10 protein-coding genes are annotated in these 18890 nt (G+C 46.8%); 8 read left to right on the top strand and 2 right to left on the bottom strand.

What is annotated here, in order from left to right; translation table 11 throughout:
• Window positions 1–85: 85 nt before the first annotated feature.
• Window positions 86–2143 (bottom strand): GxGYxYP domain-containing protein, encoded by a 2058-nt coding sequence (locus PIL01S_RS00655; RefSeq protein ID WP_127535811.1) that lies wholly within the window; start codon window positions 2141–2143, stop codon window positions 86–88.
• 311 nt (window positions 2144–2454) lie between these two features.
• Here PIL01S_RS00655 and PIL01S_RS00650 point away from each other — a divergent pair, with 311 nt between their 5' ends.
• The 8 genes from PIL01S_RS00650 (at window position 2455) to PIL01S_RS00615 (ending at window position 17251) form a co-directional block, all read left to right on the top strand.
• Window positions 2455–3603, top strand: coding sequence for a GntR family transcriptional regulator (locus PIL01S_RS00650; RefSeq protein WP_127535810.1), 1149 nt, complete (start codon window positions 2455–2457; stop codon window positions 3601–3603).
• A 157-nt stretch (window positions 3604–3760) separates the two neighbouring features.
• On the top strand, window positions 3761–5965 hold the full coding sequence (locus PIL01S_RS00645) for a hypothetical protein (protein ID WP_127535809.1): 2205 nt from the start codon (window positions 3761–3763) through the stop codon (window positions 5963–5965).
• 40 nt (window positions 5966–6005) lie between these two features.
• A complete protein-coding gene (locus PIL01S_RS00640; RefSeq protein WP_127535808.1) occupies window positions 6006–9101 on the top strand; it encodes an alpha-mannosidase in 3096 nt (1031 codons plus the stop codon).
• Between the two features lie 37 nt (window positions 9102–9138).
• Window positions 9139–10065 carry an ABC transporter permease gene (locus tag PIL01S_RS00635; protein ID WP_127535807.1) on the top strand — a complete coding sequence of 309 codons (927 nt, stop codon included), beginning with the start codon at window positions 9139–9141 and terminating at the stop codon, window positions 10063–10065.
• A gap of 12 nt (window positions 10066–10077) precedes the next feature.
• Window positions 10078–10974, top strand: a complete 897-nt coding sequence (locus PIL01S_RS00630) for a carbohydrate ABC transporter permease (RefSeq protein ID WP_127535806.1) — start codon at window positions 10078–10080, stop codon at window positions 10972–10974.
• Window positions 10975–11041: 67 nt separating this feature from the next.
• Window positions 11042–12694 carry an extracellular solute-binding protein gene (locus tag PIL01S_RS00625; RefSeq protein WP_127535805.1) on the top strand — a complete coding sequence of 551 codons (1653 nt, stop codon included), beginning with the start codon at window positions 11042–11044 and terminating at the stop codon, window positions 12692–12694.
• 173 nt (window positions 12695–12867) lie between these two features.
• Window positions 12868–14865: a glutaminase family protein gene (locus PIL01S_RS00620; protein WP_127535804.1), complete on the top strand. Its 1998-nt coding sequence runs from the start codon at window positions 12868–12870 to the stop codon at window positions 14863–14865.
• 112 nt (window positions 14866–14977) lie between these two features.
• The gene (locus tag PIL01S_RS00615; protein WP_127535803.1) at window positions 14978–17251 is read left to right on the top strand and encodes a helix-turn-helix domain-containing protein; all 2274 of its coding nucleotides are present in this window, start codon (window positions 14978–14980) and stop codon (window positions 17249–17251) included.
• A 100-nt stretch (window positions 17252–17351) separates the two neighbouring features.
• Here the strand turns inward: PIL01S_RS00615 and PIL01S_RS00610 are convergent, their stop codons facing one another.
• Complete coding sequence (locus tag PIL01S_RS00610; protein ID WP_127535802.1) at window positions 17352–18863, bottom strand: extracellular solute-binding protein; 1512 nt, start codon at window positions 18861–18863, stop codon at window positions 17352–17354.
• Window positions 18864–18890: the final 27 nt, after the last annotated feature.

Genomic DNA, 18890 nt, shown 5'->3' with positions numbered 1-18890 from the left:
CACCACGGAAAAGAAGCATCGTATCCCTATTAAGGGTTACGATGCTTTTAAGCGTTGGGGTACTATGCCGTATGAAGTATGAAGACTATTTGATAGCAGGCAACTGCTTACTTTCTCGAATGAGGGAGAAATAGTCATCCGCTCGAACCACTTCAAATTCTTCTCCCAGCTCTTCAGTGAGTGCAAGTGCATCGGATGGAGTCATGCTCCAGGCAAGCAACCCAAGAGAAATGAACAACGGCGACTTTCCATCCCAGTTCGCTTTTGCTTCATTGAGGACCTGTAACCCATCCTGGGCCGTACTTATCCCGCGAATCGTAGATACCGGCAGACTCTTGCCAACGATCTCAACGCCATAGTTATCTTCATAACTGATGAATAGACCTGGTGAGTGATAGTCTTTCTCGTAAGCGTTTGCCTTAAATGGGGTGAGTGGTATATTTTCGCTGTCTTCCCTGTTTAAAACATACGAGATCGTCATGCCAGTCTTTTTGAGATATTTTTCGGTTTGTTGCAAAAATTGCCGGAAGCTCGAATCTGGCCATGCACCCGGATAGAAATATCCTGCACCGGATGGTCCGGCAATCAGCAGATCATTGGCAGTCGCCGTATTCACATAATGATTCAATATCGCTGGTGCGCCCTCATAGAGAAGCGGGCTTGACGTCCAGTTGAGTGGAACCTTGCCTCTCGCCGGATCGTCCCACATCACGCGCATGCGATGCTGGTTGTACTGAAAATTATCGCCTTCAGTAAAGGTATACGTTACATAAATTTTGTTCTCCAACTGGGGACGTGGAGATTTTTTGACAGGCTTGAACTTCGGCTCGGTTCCCGAGAATACAGTCAGATTACTGAACCAGTCGGCAGCGAGTACGTAAACGCCATAACGGGAGGCAATCTCAACAGAGCTGAATTCACCTTCCACATCATTGCTGAACCAGCCAAGGTAGGGAGTTCCCGATTTTACATCAGACATGATTTTCTCAAAAAGAGCTTTTTGTTCAGGTACATTGGAGTCAAGCCAAAACACCATCGCTTTATTGGCGACCGCATAGTCCCGTAAATAACCATAGGGTTCACGCTGTTCTGCAGAGAGAGGACGAATATTCCCAGCGGATACCTTATACTGGTTCCACATGTCCACTTCAGCCGTCAGTTCATTCGTTCCTGCAGGAGCACTGAATTCATACACAAAATAATTGCCATTATCGGCGAATCGATGACCGCCCTGACCCTCAGCAACCTTGGAATTCTGTCTGTCATACAGAAATGCTTCTTCTTCAGGGGTGCCTGCAACGAAGTTTGCAATTACTTTGCCATCTGCCTTCACTGTAACTTCATGTACCGCCGGTCCCCAGCCATCCTGGGTTACGGCGTCATCAAACCGAAGGTATACCTCGGACTTGCCAAGTAGGGAAGAAAGGTCAAGGGAGTATGTGTCTCGGTTGCTGGCATCACGTATTGGCTGCTCTTCCTCAGCAATAGTCACAAAGGACTCCGGAAGGCCAGAGGGGATCCGAATCGCTGTATCCGGACCAAGTCCGACTAACATCTGCTGGGTCGTTTTCTTCCACAGATTCTCATATTGCCAGGTATAAGCATCAAGCCGGCTGCTGAATTTGCCCTGCAGATCATCAAGAATCTTCAGTTTATACGGAGCTTTGGATAATTGGGCGGCAAGCTCTGGACTGGCAACAACCGCATCTTTCAGACCAGCAAGAGTGGTGGCCACATTAATTGAATCAGGCAAATTCGGGTCATACACAATCATGCCTTTGACATCGTTACGGTATGCCGAGAACACTTTCCAGTAATCCTGATGAAGCGTATAGGGTACATTGAGATCATTGAGCCAGGTCATTTTCCCTTCTTCATGGGACTCGATCAGATAAATCCGCGGTTGTTTCCTGTTAACGATCCCCTGCAACGTTGCAAAGAGCAATTTGACATCACCTGGCGCATCATAGATATCAGCTGCATCCAGATGCTTCGGCTTCTTGAAACTGGGTAGTTCCCGGTTAGCTTTGGAATCCACAGGTTTAGTGGTTTGAACAACGGTTTCCGAAGCAGACGCCGCTCCAGCAGTTAAGGAAAAAGCACATAGGAAGGCTAAACAGAACATCTTGAATCTACGAGCCATGGCGATCTCACTCCTTGTTTGTAGTCAGAAATTAGAGCATGTGTATCCCTCAGTTATCTCATCCTCCTTTTGCGGCCAAAAGCCAGACACACATCTCATTTCAAGATATATTAAATATATTCATATATGTTATTGCAAGGGTTTCGACAAAACTTCCCATTTATTTAAGGAAAAGCGACATTCCAATCCCGATATTTACCTGGAAGAGTTATAGTATACTGCAGTTAAGTTCAGCTTGTTTATTGCGCTTGCTTGTGAAAGGATATATTATATATCTCAAATATTATGAATGAATTGGTGATGTGATCCGAATGAGTACAAACGAACGAATTCCGTTGTATCAGCAAATCCAGGACTATGTCAGACATATTATAACTACAGAAAAGATGAAACCCGGCGATCGCATACCGACAGAAAAGGAACTGATGGATCAGTTTCAGGTCAGCAAAATCACCGTGGCCAATGCCTTGACCGGTTTAGCGAATGAAAAGTTGATCGACAGGGTGCCCGGCAAGGGGAGTTTTGTGGCTGAAGAAAACGATATCGTACCTGCGCCGCGAGCAACGGCGATCGCATTGAAGGGAAGAGAAGGTATACTGGCAACCGGGATGGTCGGTGTGGTTATGCCTTCAATCCATGATTACTTTGCCATCAGACTTGTTGAGGGAATTGAACAGGCCCTTAGCGAAAAAGGTTATCGCAGCATGGTCATGTTTACACAAGGCAGGCTGGATAAAGAGAAGGATGCCATCAAGGAACTGAAGGCACTCGGCGCTGAAGGCCTGTTAATTTTTCCTGTCGATGAGGAAAACTATAACGAGGAGATCCTCGGCATGAAGCTTTCTGGTTTTCCTTTTGTACTGATCGACCGCTATTTGCCTGGTGTCGAGACACACTATATTGCGGCGGATGGACGACGCGGTACAAAACTTGCCGTAGAGCATCTGTGGGAGCTTGGCCACCGCGATATCGCCATCTGTTCGGATTCGCCACTGCAAACCGTCACGGTTCAGGAGCGGATCGAAGGTTATATCGAGGCATTGAAAGACAAAGGATCGTTAATTAATCCAGCGCATATGATTACAGATTTCCAACCCTTAAGTGTGCTTAAAGATGCGGAAACCCACCCTTTATACAGGTATATTGTAAACCGAATGGTCACGGCATACATTTCGCTCAACGGTAGGCTAGGTGTGCAAATTTATCAAATGGCGAAGCAAGCAGGGCTTCGGGTGCCTGAAGATGTATCCATTGTAAGCTTTGATGATCCCACATCCATTGTGGAGGAATTCAGCATTTTTACCCATGTGAATCAGTTTGAACGAGATATGGGATATCAGGCTGCGGTTAAATTACTTGAAGTGTTGCATGGTCATGAAGAATCGAAAAGTTATAGTAAAATACTGATTGAACCTGAACTTATGATACGCCAGACCACTGGCAAGGCTCCTCAAACCTGATATGGATGAACATGAAAACCTTCTCCGTCAACGACGGAAAGGTTTTTTATTTTATTAAAAAACATATTGAATATATTCAATCCATATATTATAGTCTAGAAAATGATGGATAATCATACAACACAGTCCAAACCACATTTCACAAGGGGGTTAGAATGTGTCACGAGACCGAAAGGAAGAGCGCACCGGATTTCAGGAGTCTGCTCCGTATCATCCCGACTATGATTTGCAAACTGACTTTGTAATGGTTTATGGCATCGACGAATCCATGCCGGAACGCATCAAGCAATGGAAAGACAAAGGATATATTGTGCATCTCATGACCGGGGTTGCCTGGGGAGAATACAACGATTACCTGGATGGCGAGGTAGATGGCATACCCCACTGGGATGAGGCTCAGATGGATCGTCACCAGCAGATGATTCTTCATGGAAATAAACCGGTTATTCCGTACATGGTACCAACCATTTCGTTTGGACGTTATCTAGCCGAGCGCATTCGAATCGCTGTAGATGCGGGCGTTGAGGCTATCCATCTGGAAGAGCCTGAATTCTGGGTGAATGGTGGATATTCCGAAGCTTTTAAGAGGGAATGGCAGTTATATTACAAGGAGTCCTGGATTCCGCCGCATGCTTCACCGGATGCCCAATATCGTGCTTCCAAATTAAAGGCCTATTTATATACCCGGGCCCTTGATCGGTTGTGTGCAGAGGTGAAGGATTATGCATTGCAGCGATATGGCCGTGTCCTCCGCTTCTATGTTCCAACGCACAGCCTGATCAATTACACGCAGTGGCGAATCGTCAGTCCGCAATCACAACTTGTTGAGCTGGCTTCCATCGATGGATACATTGCACAGATCTGGACAGGGACATCGCGTACAGCCAATGTGTATGAAGGGGTTCGAGCGGAACGTACTTTTGAAACCGCTTACCTTGAATACGGCGTGATGCAGGAACTGGTACGCGGAACCGACAGGCGCATGTGGTTTCTGCATGATCCGATCGAGGATAACCCGAATTACACCTGGGCGGATTACAAACAGAACTATCTAAAGACCGTTGTCGCCTCGCTTCTACATCCCGGGGTTGCCCATTACGAAGTCGCACCATGGCCACGAAGGATCTTTCAAGGGACTTACCCAACGGAAGAAGGTTCCGGCAAGGAGAGAATCCCCGCAGACTATGCAACAACGCTGCTTCAGGTCATGCATACGCTGGGTAACCTGGACCAGAATGTGACCGAAATCGATAAGAATCCGCTGCAAGTTGGTGTTCTTATTGCCGATTCTGCTATGTTTCAGCGAATGAAGCCGGATCCAGAGGCGCCTAATCCAGGAAAGTATGATGGAACAGATCCTGAAGGGTTTCAGGAAGAGGGGGATACCGAACTGCTCGATTTCTCTCCTTTTTATGGTCTCGCGCTTCCACTGCTAAAACACGGATTGCCTGTCCGTCCCCTTTTACTGGATAATGTGCGGCGGTATCCGGGTTATCTGGCGCCCTACCGTGTACTTGTCCTGAGCTATGAGTTTATCAAGCCACAGTATCCGGATGTTCATTATGTGCTGGCACAGTGGGTGCAGGATGGCGGGGCACTGATCTATGTTGGCGATGATAGTGACCCCTATCATGATATTCGCGCGTGGTGGAATCTTGATCAGGAAGAGGGAAGGTCTGGGACCAAATATCATTCCCCGCGTGAGCATTTGTTCGAGCAACTTGGTCTGAAGGAGAAAGCGGGCGGCGCCCACCGGATAGGCAAGGGAGGGATTGTCTGGCTGAACGAACATCCAGCAGAATTTACACGATCCAGGGCAGCTGCTGATCGCCTTCGTCAATCGGTTCACGATATCATTGCCGCGCTCAACCCACCAGCTATCCAGTGGGAACCGAGGCCGTATTTCAAAATGAGGCGCGGCCCTTACATCATCGTATCTACTTTGAATGAGTCGGTAAGCGAAGAACCCCTGGTCATATCGGGCCCGGTGGTGGATTTATTTGATTCGAAGCTCTCTGTACTAAGCCAGGTGGTTCTGAAACCTGGAGAACAGGCGCTGCTCTATGATGTTGAGTCAGGACGTCCAGCGACGGGAGAAGTTTCCCTCATCGCAGCTTCCTCCCGAATCGAATCTTTGTCCGAATCGGGTACAGGTTTTCAATTTTTGGCGAAAGGACCTGTCCGTCTGCAAGCAACCGCGCGGCTGTACAGCAAGGTGAAGCCTGTATCGGCCCATTACATGGTTCAAGGTCAAGCGGTATCCGCAGCTTGGGAATGGGATCCGGATTCACAGACCGTGCTTGTTCAATACGAGCATGGAAATGAAAACAATACAGAGGTACATGTGAGATGGTCTTCCTGATTTCATAGCCCAATCACCGTAACAGAGAGGAGCAACGATCATGCCATACGAACCAATCAGGCCAGAACGGTTAAAACAGATGATAAATAAACTTCGAGAAGCCATATATGAGCCGATTACCGAGCTGGAAGTAAAAGCTTGGGTTACGCCAGAGCCCGTATCCTATGAATCCCGGATGTCGGGAACGGAAGTTACGCTCCATCCAGGAGAACGCTGGGGAGAGCTATGGGACTGTGCCTGGTTCCGTTTCACGGGCAAAACTCCAGCCCATAAAGTCAACAGTCATGAGAGCATCGTTCTCTTGTTGGACGTCAGTGGCGAACTATGTCTGGTTGACCACGAAGGAACGCCTGTTCAGGGGTTGACAACCATTAACTCCGAATTTGACTTCTCCTTGGGCTTGCCTGGCAAGCGAGTCGTTCAGCTCCGTGAAGCATGTATCAGAGGAGATGAGATCGAAGTATGGGCAGAAGCAGGCAATAACGATTTGTTTGGCAAGTATCAGGGCGGCTCTCTGAGAGAGGCTGTTATCGCAGTCTGCCGAGAAGACATTCGTAGTTTGTACTACGACACCGAAGTTCTGCTGGAGACGGCAGAACATCTCCCAGCTGGAACAGCTCGCAAGGAAAGAATCTACCAGACACTCTATGACGTGTCCTTGCAGCTGACCGAATTCTCGGAAGAGCGTATCCGACTGGCGAAGAGACAAACGCATGAACAGCTCAGTTTTCAAGGGGGAGATTCGATCTTAACCCTGAGTTCTGTAGGTCATGCACATATCGATTTAGCCTGGTTATGGCCGATCCGTGAAACGATCCGTAAAGGGGCTAGAACGTTCTCGACCGTGCTTCGCATGATGGAACGTTATCCGGACTATGTGTTTGGAGCGAGTCAGCCCCAGCTGTACGATTGGATGAAGCAGCATTATCCCAAGTTATATGATCAGATCAAGGAACGAGTACGTGAAGGAAGATGGGAGCCGCAGGGAGCCATGTGGGTGGAGTCGGATACGAATGTGCCGGGCGGAGAATCCCTTGTACGGCAGATTCTGTATGGCAAACGTTATTTTCAACAAGAGTTCGGGATGGAGATGAAATCACTTTGGATGCCTGACGTATTTGGTTATTCGGCAAGCTTGCCCCAATTATTGAAGAAATCCGGAGTCGATTATATGATGACCCAGAAACTCTCCTGGAGTGAGTACAATAGGCATCCCCATCATTCATTTATGTGGGAAGGAATTGATGGCTCAGCGGTATTAACGCATATGCCTCCCGAGGATACGTACAACAGCCCGGCAGCACCCCGTTCCATTGCCAAGGCTGAGCAGGGATATCTGGATAAAAATGTATCCGGACACGCGCTGATGCTCTTCGGGATAGGGGATGGGGGAGGAGGACCGGGTGAAGAGCATCTGGAACGGCTTGAACGGACCAAGAACCTGCTCGGCTTGTCTCCCGTTATACAGGAGCCTTCTTGGTCATTTTTTGAAAAGCTCAATGAAGAACGAGAGAAATTCCAGACGTGGCGCGGGGAGCTGTATTTGGAAAAGCATCAGGGTACCTTGACTAGTCAGGCGCGAAGCAAGCGGTATAACCGGAAAATGGAGAAAGCGCTGCGTGAATTGGAATTTGCATCCGTTCTGGCTGCAGCCCAGTTAGGTCACTCTTATCCCTCTGATCTACTTGAAACCATTTGGAAGGAAGTCTTGTTGTACCAATTTCATGATATCCTTCCGGGATCATCGATCAAGCGGGTATACGATGAATCGCTAATCAGGTATGAAGAGCTGTTCATCCAAACAGAGAACAGGATTGCAGATACCTACAGCCGTTTGGCAGATCAGATGGCTCCAAGCGAGAAGTCTCTCTCCGCATCTGCAGTGGTGTTTAATTCATTACCTTGGGAGCGACAGGAATGGCTTCACATGCAAGGCCGGTGGATGAAGGTTCAGGTTCCCTCCATGGGATACACGGTTGTTCCTGAATATTCTAACCAGAACAGCATAGATGAGTCCGGAGCCTGCATTGAACAGGAATCAGGGATACTGGATTCAGAGTTACATGTAAATGTGGAAGAACGCTTCATAGAAAACGATTCATTCCTCGTGAAATTTGATCCGAACGGTGCCATTCTCTCTATCTTGGATAAAGCAGAAGCACGAGAAGTCATTCCACAGGGACATCAGGGAAATAAACTGCGTGTGTATCATGATGAAGGAGATGCATGGGATTTCAGCCATGATTATTCAGAGAAGGCCGGAGTGCCGCTAACATTGCATGAAATTCGTGAACTTCGCGATGGGCCAAGGATTGGTCTGATCTTCCAATACAACTATGGCGAATCCGAGTTGACTCAGAGCGTTATTCTTACTGAGGGCAGCCGGAGAATCGATTTTGTAACCAAGGTGGATTGGCGAGAAAACGCCAAGATGCTGCGTACGTCTTTCCCGGTGAATGTTCGCACAGATCAGGTGCATTGTGAGATTCAGTTTGGCAGTCTGTCCAGACCGACCCATCGCAATACGATGTGGGACTTTGCGAAGGATGAGATCTGCGCACATCAGTGGATGGATATATCCGAGCCTGATTACGGTGTGGCATTACTCAATGATTGCAAGTATGGTCACAGAGCCTTTGATAATGTGCTTGACCTGAACCTGCTGCGCAGCAGCTCGTACCCTGATCCGGAAGCAGATCGTGCTGAACACGAATTCACTTACTCGTTATATCCGCATCAAGGGAATCACGTTCAAGCCGAGATCTATCGAAGAGGCAATGAATTGAACATCCCTTTGCGTGTAGTGGTGTTACCCTCGGTAGGCGTTAAACAGGATGGAAATCTGCCTTTCTCAAAATCATTTCTGCAACCTGACCATACACATGTCATGGTTGAGTCCATCAAAAAGGCTGAAGATGGTGACGAGATCATCGTTCGGCTGTATGAAACGTCTGGAACACATGCTCATACGGTCATTCACCTTGGATTCGATACCGCTGAGGCCTGGGAAGCTGATCTGATGGAGAACATCAAATCGCCACTTCCGATGACAGATCCATCCCAAATATCGCTATCATTTAAGCCATTTGAAATCATTACTCTGCGTTTGAAGTTGTTGCAGGTACAGAAGAGGTAGCGGATGTTCGTCATTTTGAGAAAGGAGAGGTGGGAATGTGATCAAGCCAAGAGCAACCAACAATCGATTGATGAAGCGAATCTGGCAGCATAAACTTTTTTATTTGTTCATGCTGCCAGGTATTGTCTGGTTTTTTCTTTTCTCTTATGTCCCGTTGTACGGAATCCAGGTTGCCTTCAGGGACTACAACTTTATGGGTGGATTTACCGGAAGCCCATGGGCGGGTTTCAAGTATTTCGAACAGTTCTTCAATTACTATCAATCCGGTGACATCATCCGCAATACGATCATCATCAGTCTTATGAAGCTGCTGATCGGTTTTCCGATGCCCATTATTCTTGCACTCCTGTTAAATGAAGTCCGCATGATCCGGTTTAAGAAGACTGTTCAAACGTTATCCTACTTGCCTTATTTCGTATCCTGGATCGTAGTGGTCACGCTGATGCAGAGGCTGTTGACACCCTATGGTGGACCAGTCAATGACTTAATGGGAACGATGGGGGCAGAATCAATCCAGTTTCTGAACAATCCAACCTGGTTCTATCAACTGATTGTTGGATCGGACATCTGGAAAAACATCGGCTGGAACTCCATTATCTTCATGGCTGCCATCGCAGGGATCGATCAGCAGCTATATGAGGCTGCCAAGATTGATGGTGCGGGACGTTTCAGGCAGATGTGGCACGTGACACTTCCCGGCATTCGCAGTGTGGCGATCCTCTTGTTCATTCTTGCCGTAGGCAGCTTGATGAGTGCAGGATACGAACAGCTGCTTCTTCTGAATGGACCTGCTACCGCGAGCATTGGGAGCGTACTGGATGTTCATGCCATCAACTCCGGGATTCGCGAAGGGCGCCTCAGTTATGCCGCAGCTGTTGGGTTATTCCAAAGCATTATAGGACTTATTCTGGTACTGACCGTCAATCGCATTGCCCGCAAAGTCAGTGATGTATCCCTGTTCTAAGGAGGTGACGATATGGAACGAAAATGGTCTGTATTCTCAGTATTCAACTATACTTTTCTAGCGTTGGTCGGTTTCTCCATGATCTACCCCTTTATTTATATTTTGGCCTACTCATTAAATGAAGGTAAGGACTCGATGCAGGGGGCAATTTATTTTTTACCCCGAAAATTCACTTTGGAGAACTATGCCGAGGTATTTGATAATGCACGCATCTGGAAGGCATACCAAATTACCCTCATGCGCACCGTGCTGGGTACGTTCCTGCACGTGATATTGTGTACCCTTATGGCTTATGCACTTTCCAAAAAAACATTGCCTGGCCGTTCCTTTTTTACCTTTTACATTTTTTTGCCCACGATTTTCAGTGCGGGTTTCATTCCGTTCTTTATTACACTTCAAAAACTGCATCTGATCAATACCTTTTGGGTGTACGTTTTGCCTCTGTTATTTAATTTCATGCACATCATCATTATTCGTACGTTTCTGCAAGGCATACCGGAGGAATTGGAGGAGTCTGCCCGTATTGACGGCTATGGCGATTTCCAGATCTTTGTGAGAATCATCCTGCCTCTTTCAGGACCTGTGCTCGCAACCATTTCTCTATTTATCGGAGTAGCTCATTGGAATGACTGGTTCTCTGGTGCCTATTACGTATCCAACAAAAATCTGATCCCGGTGCAGACCTTGCTGCAAGAAATGCTGACGGAAGCAGAAGCATTATCCAATTCCATGCAGCGGGCAGCGCAGCAAGGAGGCCAGACGATAGGTGGAGTCGGCGGGGCAGGAGCAACACCGGAATCCATGCGCATGGCCCTGCTTGTTATTACGGTTTTTCCAATCTTGTGCATTTATCCGTTTCTTCAACGCTATTTTGTCAAAGGGGTCATGATCGGCTCGGTTAAAGGTTAATCATATCAGTTCTATCTATCAGGCTTAACCTTGATTCATTGATATCCATATCCAGGAGGCGATTGGTGTGAATAGGATTTGGTCGAAAGGCATGTCTATATTACTCGTATCCATTATGACTGGAAGTTTGCTGAGTGGTTGTATGAATTCATCAGGGAACGGGGAAGGCGATGGAGAGGGTGGCGGAGACACGCTAAAAATATTGCATAATTGGAATGGTTCGGGCGGATCGGATAATGGAATCACCCCTATAGAGGAAGTCATTAAGGAAAAGACCGGAGTGACCCTAGAATGGGAATATACCAAAGGCAGTGAGACCGAGAAGGTAAATCAGATCTTTGCCACACAGGATTTGCCTGATATATATACCGGCCCTGCTTGGGGAGGGGAGCTCGATGGGATCATCAAAGCCGCCAAAGAAGGTCAGTTAGTCGACATATCCGATAAGTTGGATAACTATCCCAACCTGGCCAAGTCGATTGCGGAAGAAAATGTGCCGCCAGCATTATATGAAAAAGCGATCAATGCATATGACGGCAAAAAGTATCTGCTTTTGCAGAATCAGCCCGCTACAAACGAAGATGGTATTGATTGGCTCTACGGGTTCTATGTACGCAAGGACATTGCCGAAAAGGTAGGTGTGGACCCGCAGTCGGTGGTAACGAAAGAGGATTTTTATGCATTTCTCAAAAAAATAAAAGACGCCAACCTGCAGGAAAACGGGCAGCCCGTATTTCCACTGGGCGGATTCAGTAACGGTTGGGCAGTAGGTATTGGCAATACGATGTTCTATTCTGGAGCAAGTTACGTAGACAAAGGCGATGGTTCACTAGAACACAGTTTCTTCACTCCAGGTTATGAAGAATACATGCTGTTCTATCGTAAACTGTTGGCAGAAGGCCTGCTCGATCCGGATGTATTTACCCAAACCGACCCCATCGCCAAAGAAAAGATCAATCAAGGCCGTATTGCTATCCTCGCCGCACATTATCCGGCCATATTGGATGCTTCGAAGGAATATGTCACCTCTCATCCCGGAAGCGATTACATTCCGGTTGGTCCGTTAGAGCGTGCTGATGTTGATCCGACTCGCCCCGTGGACCTTGGCATTCAGGGCAACAACGTAACGGTTATCACCAAAAACTGCCAAGGTGCATGTGTGGATGCAGCACTTAAGTTTCTGGACTACATGGCTTCTGACGAAGGCTTTATGCTGGCCAGATATGGGGTGCAAGGCGTTCACTGGGATATGAAGGATGGCAAACCTGTAGCCAATCAGGAATGGTTTGAACAATTCGCAGCTGATCAATCCGGTAAAGTTCGCAAGAGTGTAGGTATTGGCATTGGTTTGGAATCGCTAACCGGACTTGATCGCATCAACTCATATGCTGGCGGAGATATCTGGGCAGATCAGGCTAGACTGGATGCCATGGATCATGCTCGTAAAATACTTCGTCCAAACGGTATTCAGGTTATTACAGCTTATAATCCGGGGGATGTCATCACGAGCGCACCTGAATGGGAAATGTTGAAGCCTTCCATGGACCGGATGGGAGATGCCTGGAAGGAAGCTGTTTTTGCAAAATCGGATGAAGCCGCCTTGAGCATTATTAACGAATTGAGGGATCAGCTGAGGAATACCGGATACGATCAAGCGATGCAGTTTACCAATGAAAATCTGAAAGGAAAAGACGTGGTGACCGTCCAGATGCCGAACTGATCATTCTAACATGTAAAGCTAACATGAGAGGATCCATGGGCTTTGTAAGGCCTTGTCAGGAAGGCAAACGAAGCCCTTATGGATGAGTAGAGCAACGACCTGTAGAAGTTTAAAGTGCGTATACATTTTAATATTCAGAAAAGACAACCAATCATATGAAGGAGTGTAGCGTCATGACAACAAGTTTCAGGCCGCCAGCGGTGCCGCTTGTAACGGTCGACCCGTATTTTAGCGTATGGTCCACAGCCGATCATCTCTATGAAGAACACACTCGGCACTGGACCAACAAAACTCAAGGCATGGTAGGGATGGCAGTGATCGATGGGAAAATCAGAAGATTTATGGGGAAAATGGATTTACTTGATTGTTCTGCAGATGTGGAGGAAAACGCCACACTTGTACAGACGAATCTGACTGTCGAACCTGTGACGACTCGTTACACGTTTGAAGGGGAAGGCATTGAGCTTCAGGTTGAATTTACCACGCCGTTATTACTGGATGATCTTGAGGTCTTATCCAGACCCGTGACATATGTTACATTCCTTGCTCGTGCGATTGATGGCCTAGAACACCAATTGAAGATTTATTTTGATGTAACTGGAGAATGGTGTGTGAACACACCAGAGCAGCAAGTGACCTGGTCTTCTTCTGTAATCAATCAACAATTGCATGCATTGACTATGGGAACGGTTGAACAGCCCATATTGAAGCTTGCTGGTGATGATACAAGAATAGACTGGGGATATATGTATCTGGCCGTTCCCCTGTCCCCCCATAGCCAATCGGTTGTTCAATCGGTATCAGGTCGTGAGCATTATGCTCGAACAGGAGAGTTGAAAGTAAAAGAGGATGGCCATGAGCCAAGGGCAGTATCTGATCATATGCCTGTCATGGCAACCGAGATGGATATGGGTCACGTCCATGAAGAAACGATTACCGGTTATCTGATGTTAGCATATGATGACATTCACTCGATTGAATATTTTCATCAACCATTGAACGCCTATTGGAGAAAAGATGGAATGACCTTTCATGACATGCTGATTATGGCAGTACAACAGTATGAAGAGATTAGGAAGAAATGCGACAGCTTTAATGGTGAACTCCTGCAGGAAAGTCAGGAGGCGGGCGGCGCTTCTTATCGAGACATTTTGGCGCTCACTTATCGTCAAGCCATTGCTGCGCATAAGCTGGTTGTTGATGAAGCGGGCGAAGTCTTATTTTTCTCCAAGGAAAACTTCAGTAATGGCTGCATTGCCACGGTGGATGTAAGCTACCCGTCGATTCCGCTGTTTCTGAAATATAATCCTGAAATGGTTAAAGGCATGATGCGTCCCATCTATAAACATGCCAAAAGCAGTGAGTGGTCGTTTGATTTTGCGCCCCATGACGTCGGGACTTACCCCAAAGCGAATGGTCAAGTATATGGGGAGAACAAGCTGGAGTACCAGATGCCGATCGAAGAATGTGGCAACATGCTTTTGATGGCGGCGGCGGTAAGCAAATATGAGGAGCATGCTGAATTTGCCCGTGAGCATTGGGAACTTCTGACGAAATGGGCGTCTTATCTGCTGCAGCATGGTCTGGACCCGGACAATCAGCTGTGCACCGATGACTTCGCAGGCCATCTAGCACATAACGCCAATCTTTCCATCAAAGCGATATTGGGCATTGCTGCCTACGCATATATGTGTGATCAGCTCGAGATGCAGAAAGAAGGAGCCGTATACCGCGAAGCGGCTGCAAAGATGGCAAAGGAATGGGTGTCCATGGCGGATGCCGATGATCACTATAAGCTGACGTTTGACAGCTCCAATGAATCATGGAGTATGAAGTACAATTTGGTGTGGGATCGTCTGTTAGGCTTCAATCTGTTCCCAAAAGAAATTGCTGTGAAAGAACTCAATTATTATGTACGTCAACAAAATCGATATGGAACGCCTCTGGATAGCCGGGATACGTATACCAAATCCGATTGGCTTGTATGGTGTGCCTCCATGAGCGAAACACAAGAGCAGTTTGAACAAATGATTTTGCCACTATGGCAATTTATGAATGAGACAACAAGTCGTGTACCAGTAACTGACTGGTACGATACCCTAACCGGTAAACAGCTGAACTTTCAGAATCGATCTGTTGTTGGGGGATTTTTTATTCATCTGTTAAAATAATTCCTTTTTCACAGACATACGCTCTCTCAAGGTAAAGTTAAAAAGGATTGACGTATCCTCATCTGGGAACTAATGTAATAATGGAATGAACCGGAATCCCCGAGGAGGCATTATGAAATTACGTTCCCTTTCTTTTATGTGGAAACTTTTGTTATTCTCTATTGTCATAGGAACTCTCCCGGTAATTGTTCTCGGTAGCTTTTCATACTATAATTCCTCTTTATCCGTTCAGGAAAAGGTGAATGAAGGCAATAAATTGCTGCTGCAGCAAACGCAGATGGGTGTAGAGCAAATGCTGAGAACCGTTGATAACTCGGCGACGCAATTCTTGCAGTCTCCAATCGTTAGACAGGCATTCAGCAAGCCGATTACGAATGAGGATTTTGAAATGGTTCATGAGCTGTATAAGGGTATTGCTACGATTCAAACGTACGAGCTGGGAATTAAGGAGATCTATTTGTACAGTTTGAACAAGAAATGGCTGGTCACAAGCACCGGAGTGAATGAATACAGCTCCCCTGAATTCAAGTCACAACTCGAGATGTTTTCTCGTGAACAGGCTGGATCTTTCTGGAGCAGAGGGCAGGATAATCTGAATGATTCGTCGGAGTCTGTCTATTTCGTCAAAAAATATCCTTTTAACGCTGCGAATCCCAAAGGCCTGATCAGTGTAGCGTTGTCTCCCGACGTGATAAGGAGAACGTTATCCGTTCAAAACGGGAAAATAGCAAACGCTTTCATATTGGATCGCGATTTAAATCTTATTCATCGAAGTGATGAAGGTGCGTCACCAGGAAGCAATATGTCGGGGGAGTCCTATCTTCAACAGCTTCAAGAAACCGAATCCACCACCGGGCAGTACATATCCAAGCATGAGGGGGAGACGGTAACCGTCACCTATCGTAAATCTTCCTACAATGGCTGGGTTTATGTTTCGGTGGCCTCTAACGAACAAGTGAACGAGCAGAATCAGATCATTGGCTGGATTACCTTACTCGTTTGCTTTTTGATCTTGCTAATTACTCTGATTCTGGCGTGGTTTGGTTCGAAGAGAATGTACAGCCCGATTCGATCCATCTATTCGACCCTTGCAGCTGTAGCCACCCCGGAAGCAGGTAGGGAGAGAGCTTCGGGAGAACTGCAAGTGATCGGAGAACGGGTAAACGATCTAATTCGTAACCACTCTGTTGTCATGAACGAGCTCCAGGGCCAACAATCACAGCTAAAAGAGTTCTTCATGCATAAGTTGCTGAAGGGTGAGATTGCTCATACCGATTTTGAAGAGAAATTGGGACTGTATGGCGTTAAGCAAACATGGTCGTCCATGAGCCTGATTGCGATCCAGATGGATACCCTTTTAGGTACCCGCTATGAGGAGAGGAATCGGGACTTATTATTGTTTGCAATCAGTAATATGGTCGGTGAATTGATACCAAGTGATAACAGGTTGGTACCAGTAGTGGCCACTGATTACCAAGTTACCCTGATCGGCTCATCGAACGAGGGTGCAGAGCTTAAGGAAGAGTTGTTCATGTTATCTGTGGACGTCCAAAAGGCAGTTGCCCAATATCTCGGGATCCGGGTTAGTATCGGAATCAGCCGTCCATTTCACGTTTTTGACCAAGCAAGGAATGCACTGCATGAAGCCATGATATCACTGAAATTTAGTGTGGGACTTGGGCAAGAGTCCATTCTGTTTATAGAGGATGTGCAGCCGCAGAAAAATGATCCGGGCAGGTTTCCACATCACCGAGAACAGGCGCTGTTCGATGCAATACGAGCAGGAGACCTGGCCCAATCCGAGATCGAATTGGAACATTTTATGGAGGAACTGTTTCCGGCCCAAACACCATTTCAGCACTATCATTTGTCACTTTTGAGGTTGCTGGTGAATTTCCTCAAATTCGGTCATGAGCTTTCTATTCCAATGGAAGGCATTGAGGGAGATGAGTCCTCTTTAATTGATACATTATTTAAGCTGCGGAACGTTACGGAGATGAAGACCTGGTTTTGGACATTATTTGTTGTGCCATACGCCAAGGAACTGGAGCATCGCCGTGAAACGCAATTTAAACATATATCGGAAGCCATCGTCGACATGATTCAACGGGAGTTCGACTCGGAATTAACCTTGGAAAGTTGCTCAGCACGAATCAATTATCACCCTCATTATGTGAGTCGCGTGTTTCGACAGGAGACGGGGGTAAACTTCGGGGAGTACCTGACAATGTACCGAATGGATATGGCCAAGAAGTGGCTGAAGGAGACGGATATGAAAATTGCTGAAATTGCAGAGCGCCTGCAGTACAATAATTCGGCCAATTTTATTCGCTCCTTCCGGAAAATTGCTGGAACGACTCCCGGAAAGTACAGAGAAGAACAATAACGTGCTGCCAACTTCTCTTAGACAAAAAAAGCTCCTAGGTCGTGAGATAAAATTCAGCGGCCTAGGGGCTATTTGCGAATTTACGAGATGATACCCGATATTACTTAGTGGCAGATTTGGCGTAATCTGCATTAATCTCTTCAATAATTTTGCTTCCGCCACCTTGCAGCCACTTATCCACCGCCTGATTCCAATCCTCTTCGCTGGCGGTACCCATAATGTACTTGACTGTGGCATCCTGTATGATTTTATTGAGTTCATTGCCGAGCTCAATGGCAGTATTAGAGATATAAGGAGAGGCAGGATTTTGAATAGCAAAAGTGGCGTTGTCTTTGAACAATTCTGTGCTGAGCTTCTCCAATTCGGTACCGAAGTTCTCCACCTGATCCTGCAATATCATAAACTGGTTGCTATCCGTCATTTCTGACCGCAACTTGGGATCCGGGTTTTGTTTGTATTCTCCATTTTCAACCGAGTACTGCTTGCCTTCAACGCCATATTTTAAAAGGTTTTGCATGTCCTTCTCCGATACCTTATCGAAATAAGCAAGAATTTGCTTCAATTCATCTTCCGTTTTGACACTTGTTTTCGGAATCATGTACATTCCCAAATAACCTGTGCCTGCTCGCGTGGCATTTCCGTTCGGGCCAGAGATGCGGTTAATCAGATTGATTTTGGCATCGGGGGCGACCTTCTTGACATTCTCTTCAATGTTCTTTCCATCCACCATGTTGTCAATCCACAATCCTGCCTTACCTTTGTACATCACCGATCGACCGTCCTGAACGAGCGCAAAATCCTGATTGATAAGCTTCTCATCATATAGTTTCTTGTAAAACTTCAAGGTATCCATATAAGCGCTGGTCATGTGAGCCGGGATTAACTGTCCGTCTTTCAGTTCCCATTCATTTGGGCCTCCCAGATAGACCAAGATGTCTTTGAATCCAGCGATATTATTTCCCTGCATGCCTACCGCAAGACCGACGGTATCCTGTCTGCCATTTTGATCCGGATCCTTTGAGGCAAACGCTTTCAATACGTCATAAAGTTCATCCACATTTTTCGGAGCCTCCAAACCCAGATTGTTCAGCCAGTCCTGTCGAATCATCAGACCGAAACGGGCAATATCCCGTTCGCGATACAGGCCATAGATTTTGTTGTCAATGGATGAGTTGCTTAACACAACATCAGACATCTTGCTCAGGTTTGGATAACTGTCGAGATACGGTCCCAATTCCCAGAACATGCCTGACCGGGCAGCATTGATGATAAAAGAAGCTTTTGGCTCCAAAGCAACGAACGTTTTGGGCAGCTCGCCCGAGGCAACGGTAGCGCTTAATTTATCCGTGTAGGATGAGGAGGGGACCCAGGACACGGTTAGATCCGTGTTCGTTTTCTCCTCAAGCAGAGCCAAAATGGAGCTGTTCGCATTCATCTGTTCCGCACTGTACGTTGGCAGCATCATGCTCAAGGAGAGAGTACCTTGTGTACCGCCCGTACCTGTCCCCTGGGCCTCGTTGGAATTGTTACTGGCACATGCTGTAATCATTAAGCTTAATGAAGCGATAAGAGCTCCAGTGCTAATCAACGACTTCCGATATGGTTTCTTCATATTAAAATCCCCCTAATCGTGATTTCA

This window comes from Paenibacillus illinoisensis NBRC 15959, assembly GCF_004000925.1.
Classification (GTDB): Bacteria; Bacillota; Bacilli; order Paenibacillales; family Paenibacillaceae; genus Paenibacillus; species Paenibacillus illinoisensis.
This window is presented reverse-complemented; position numbering and strand designations above follow the sequence as displayed.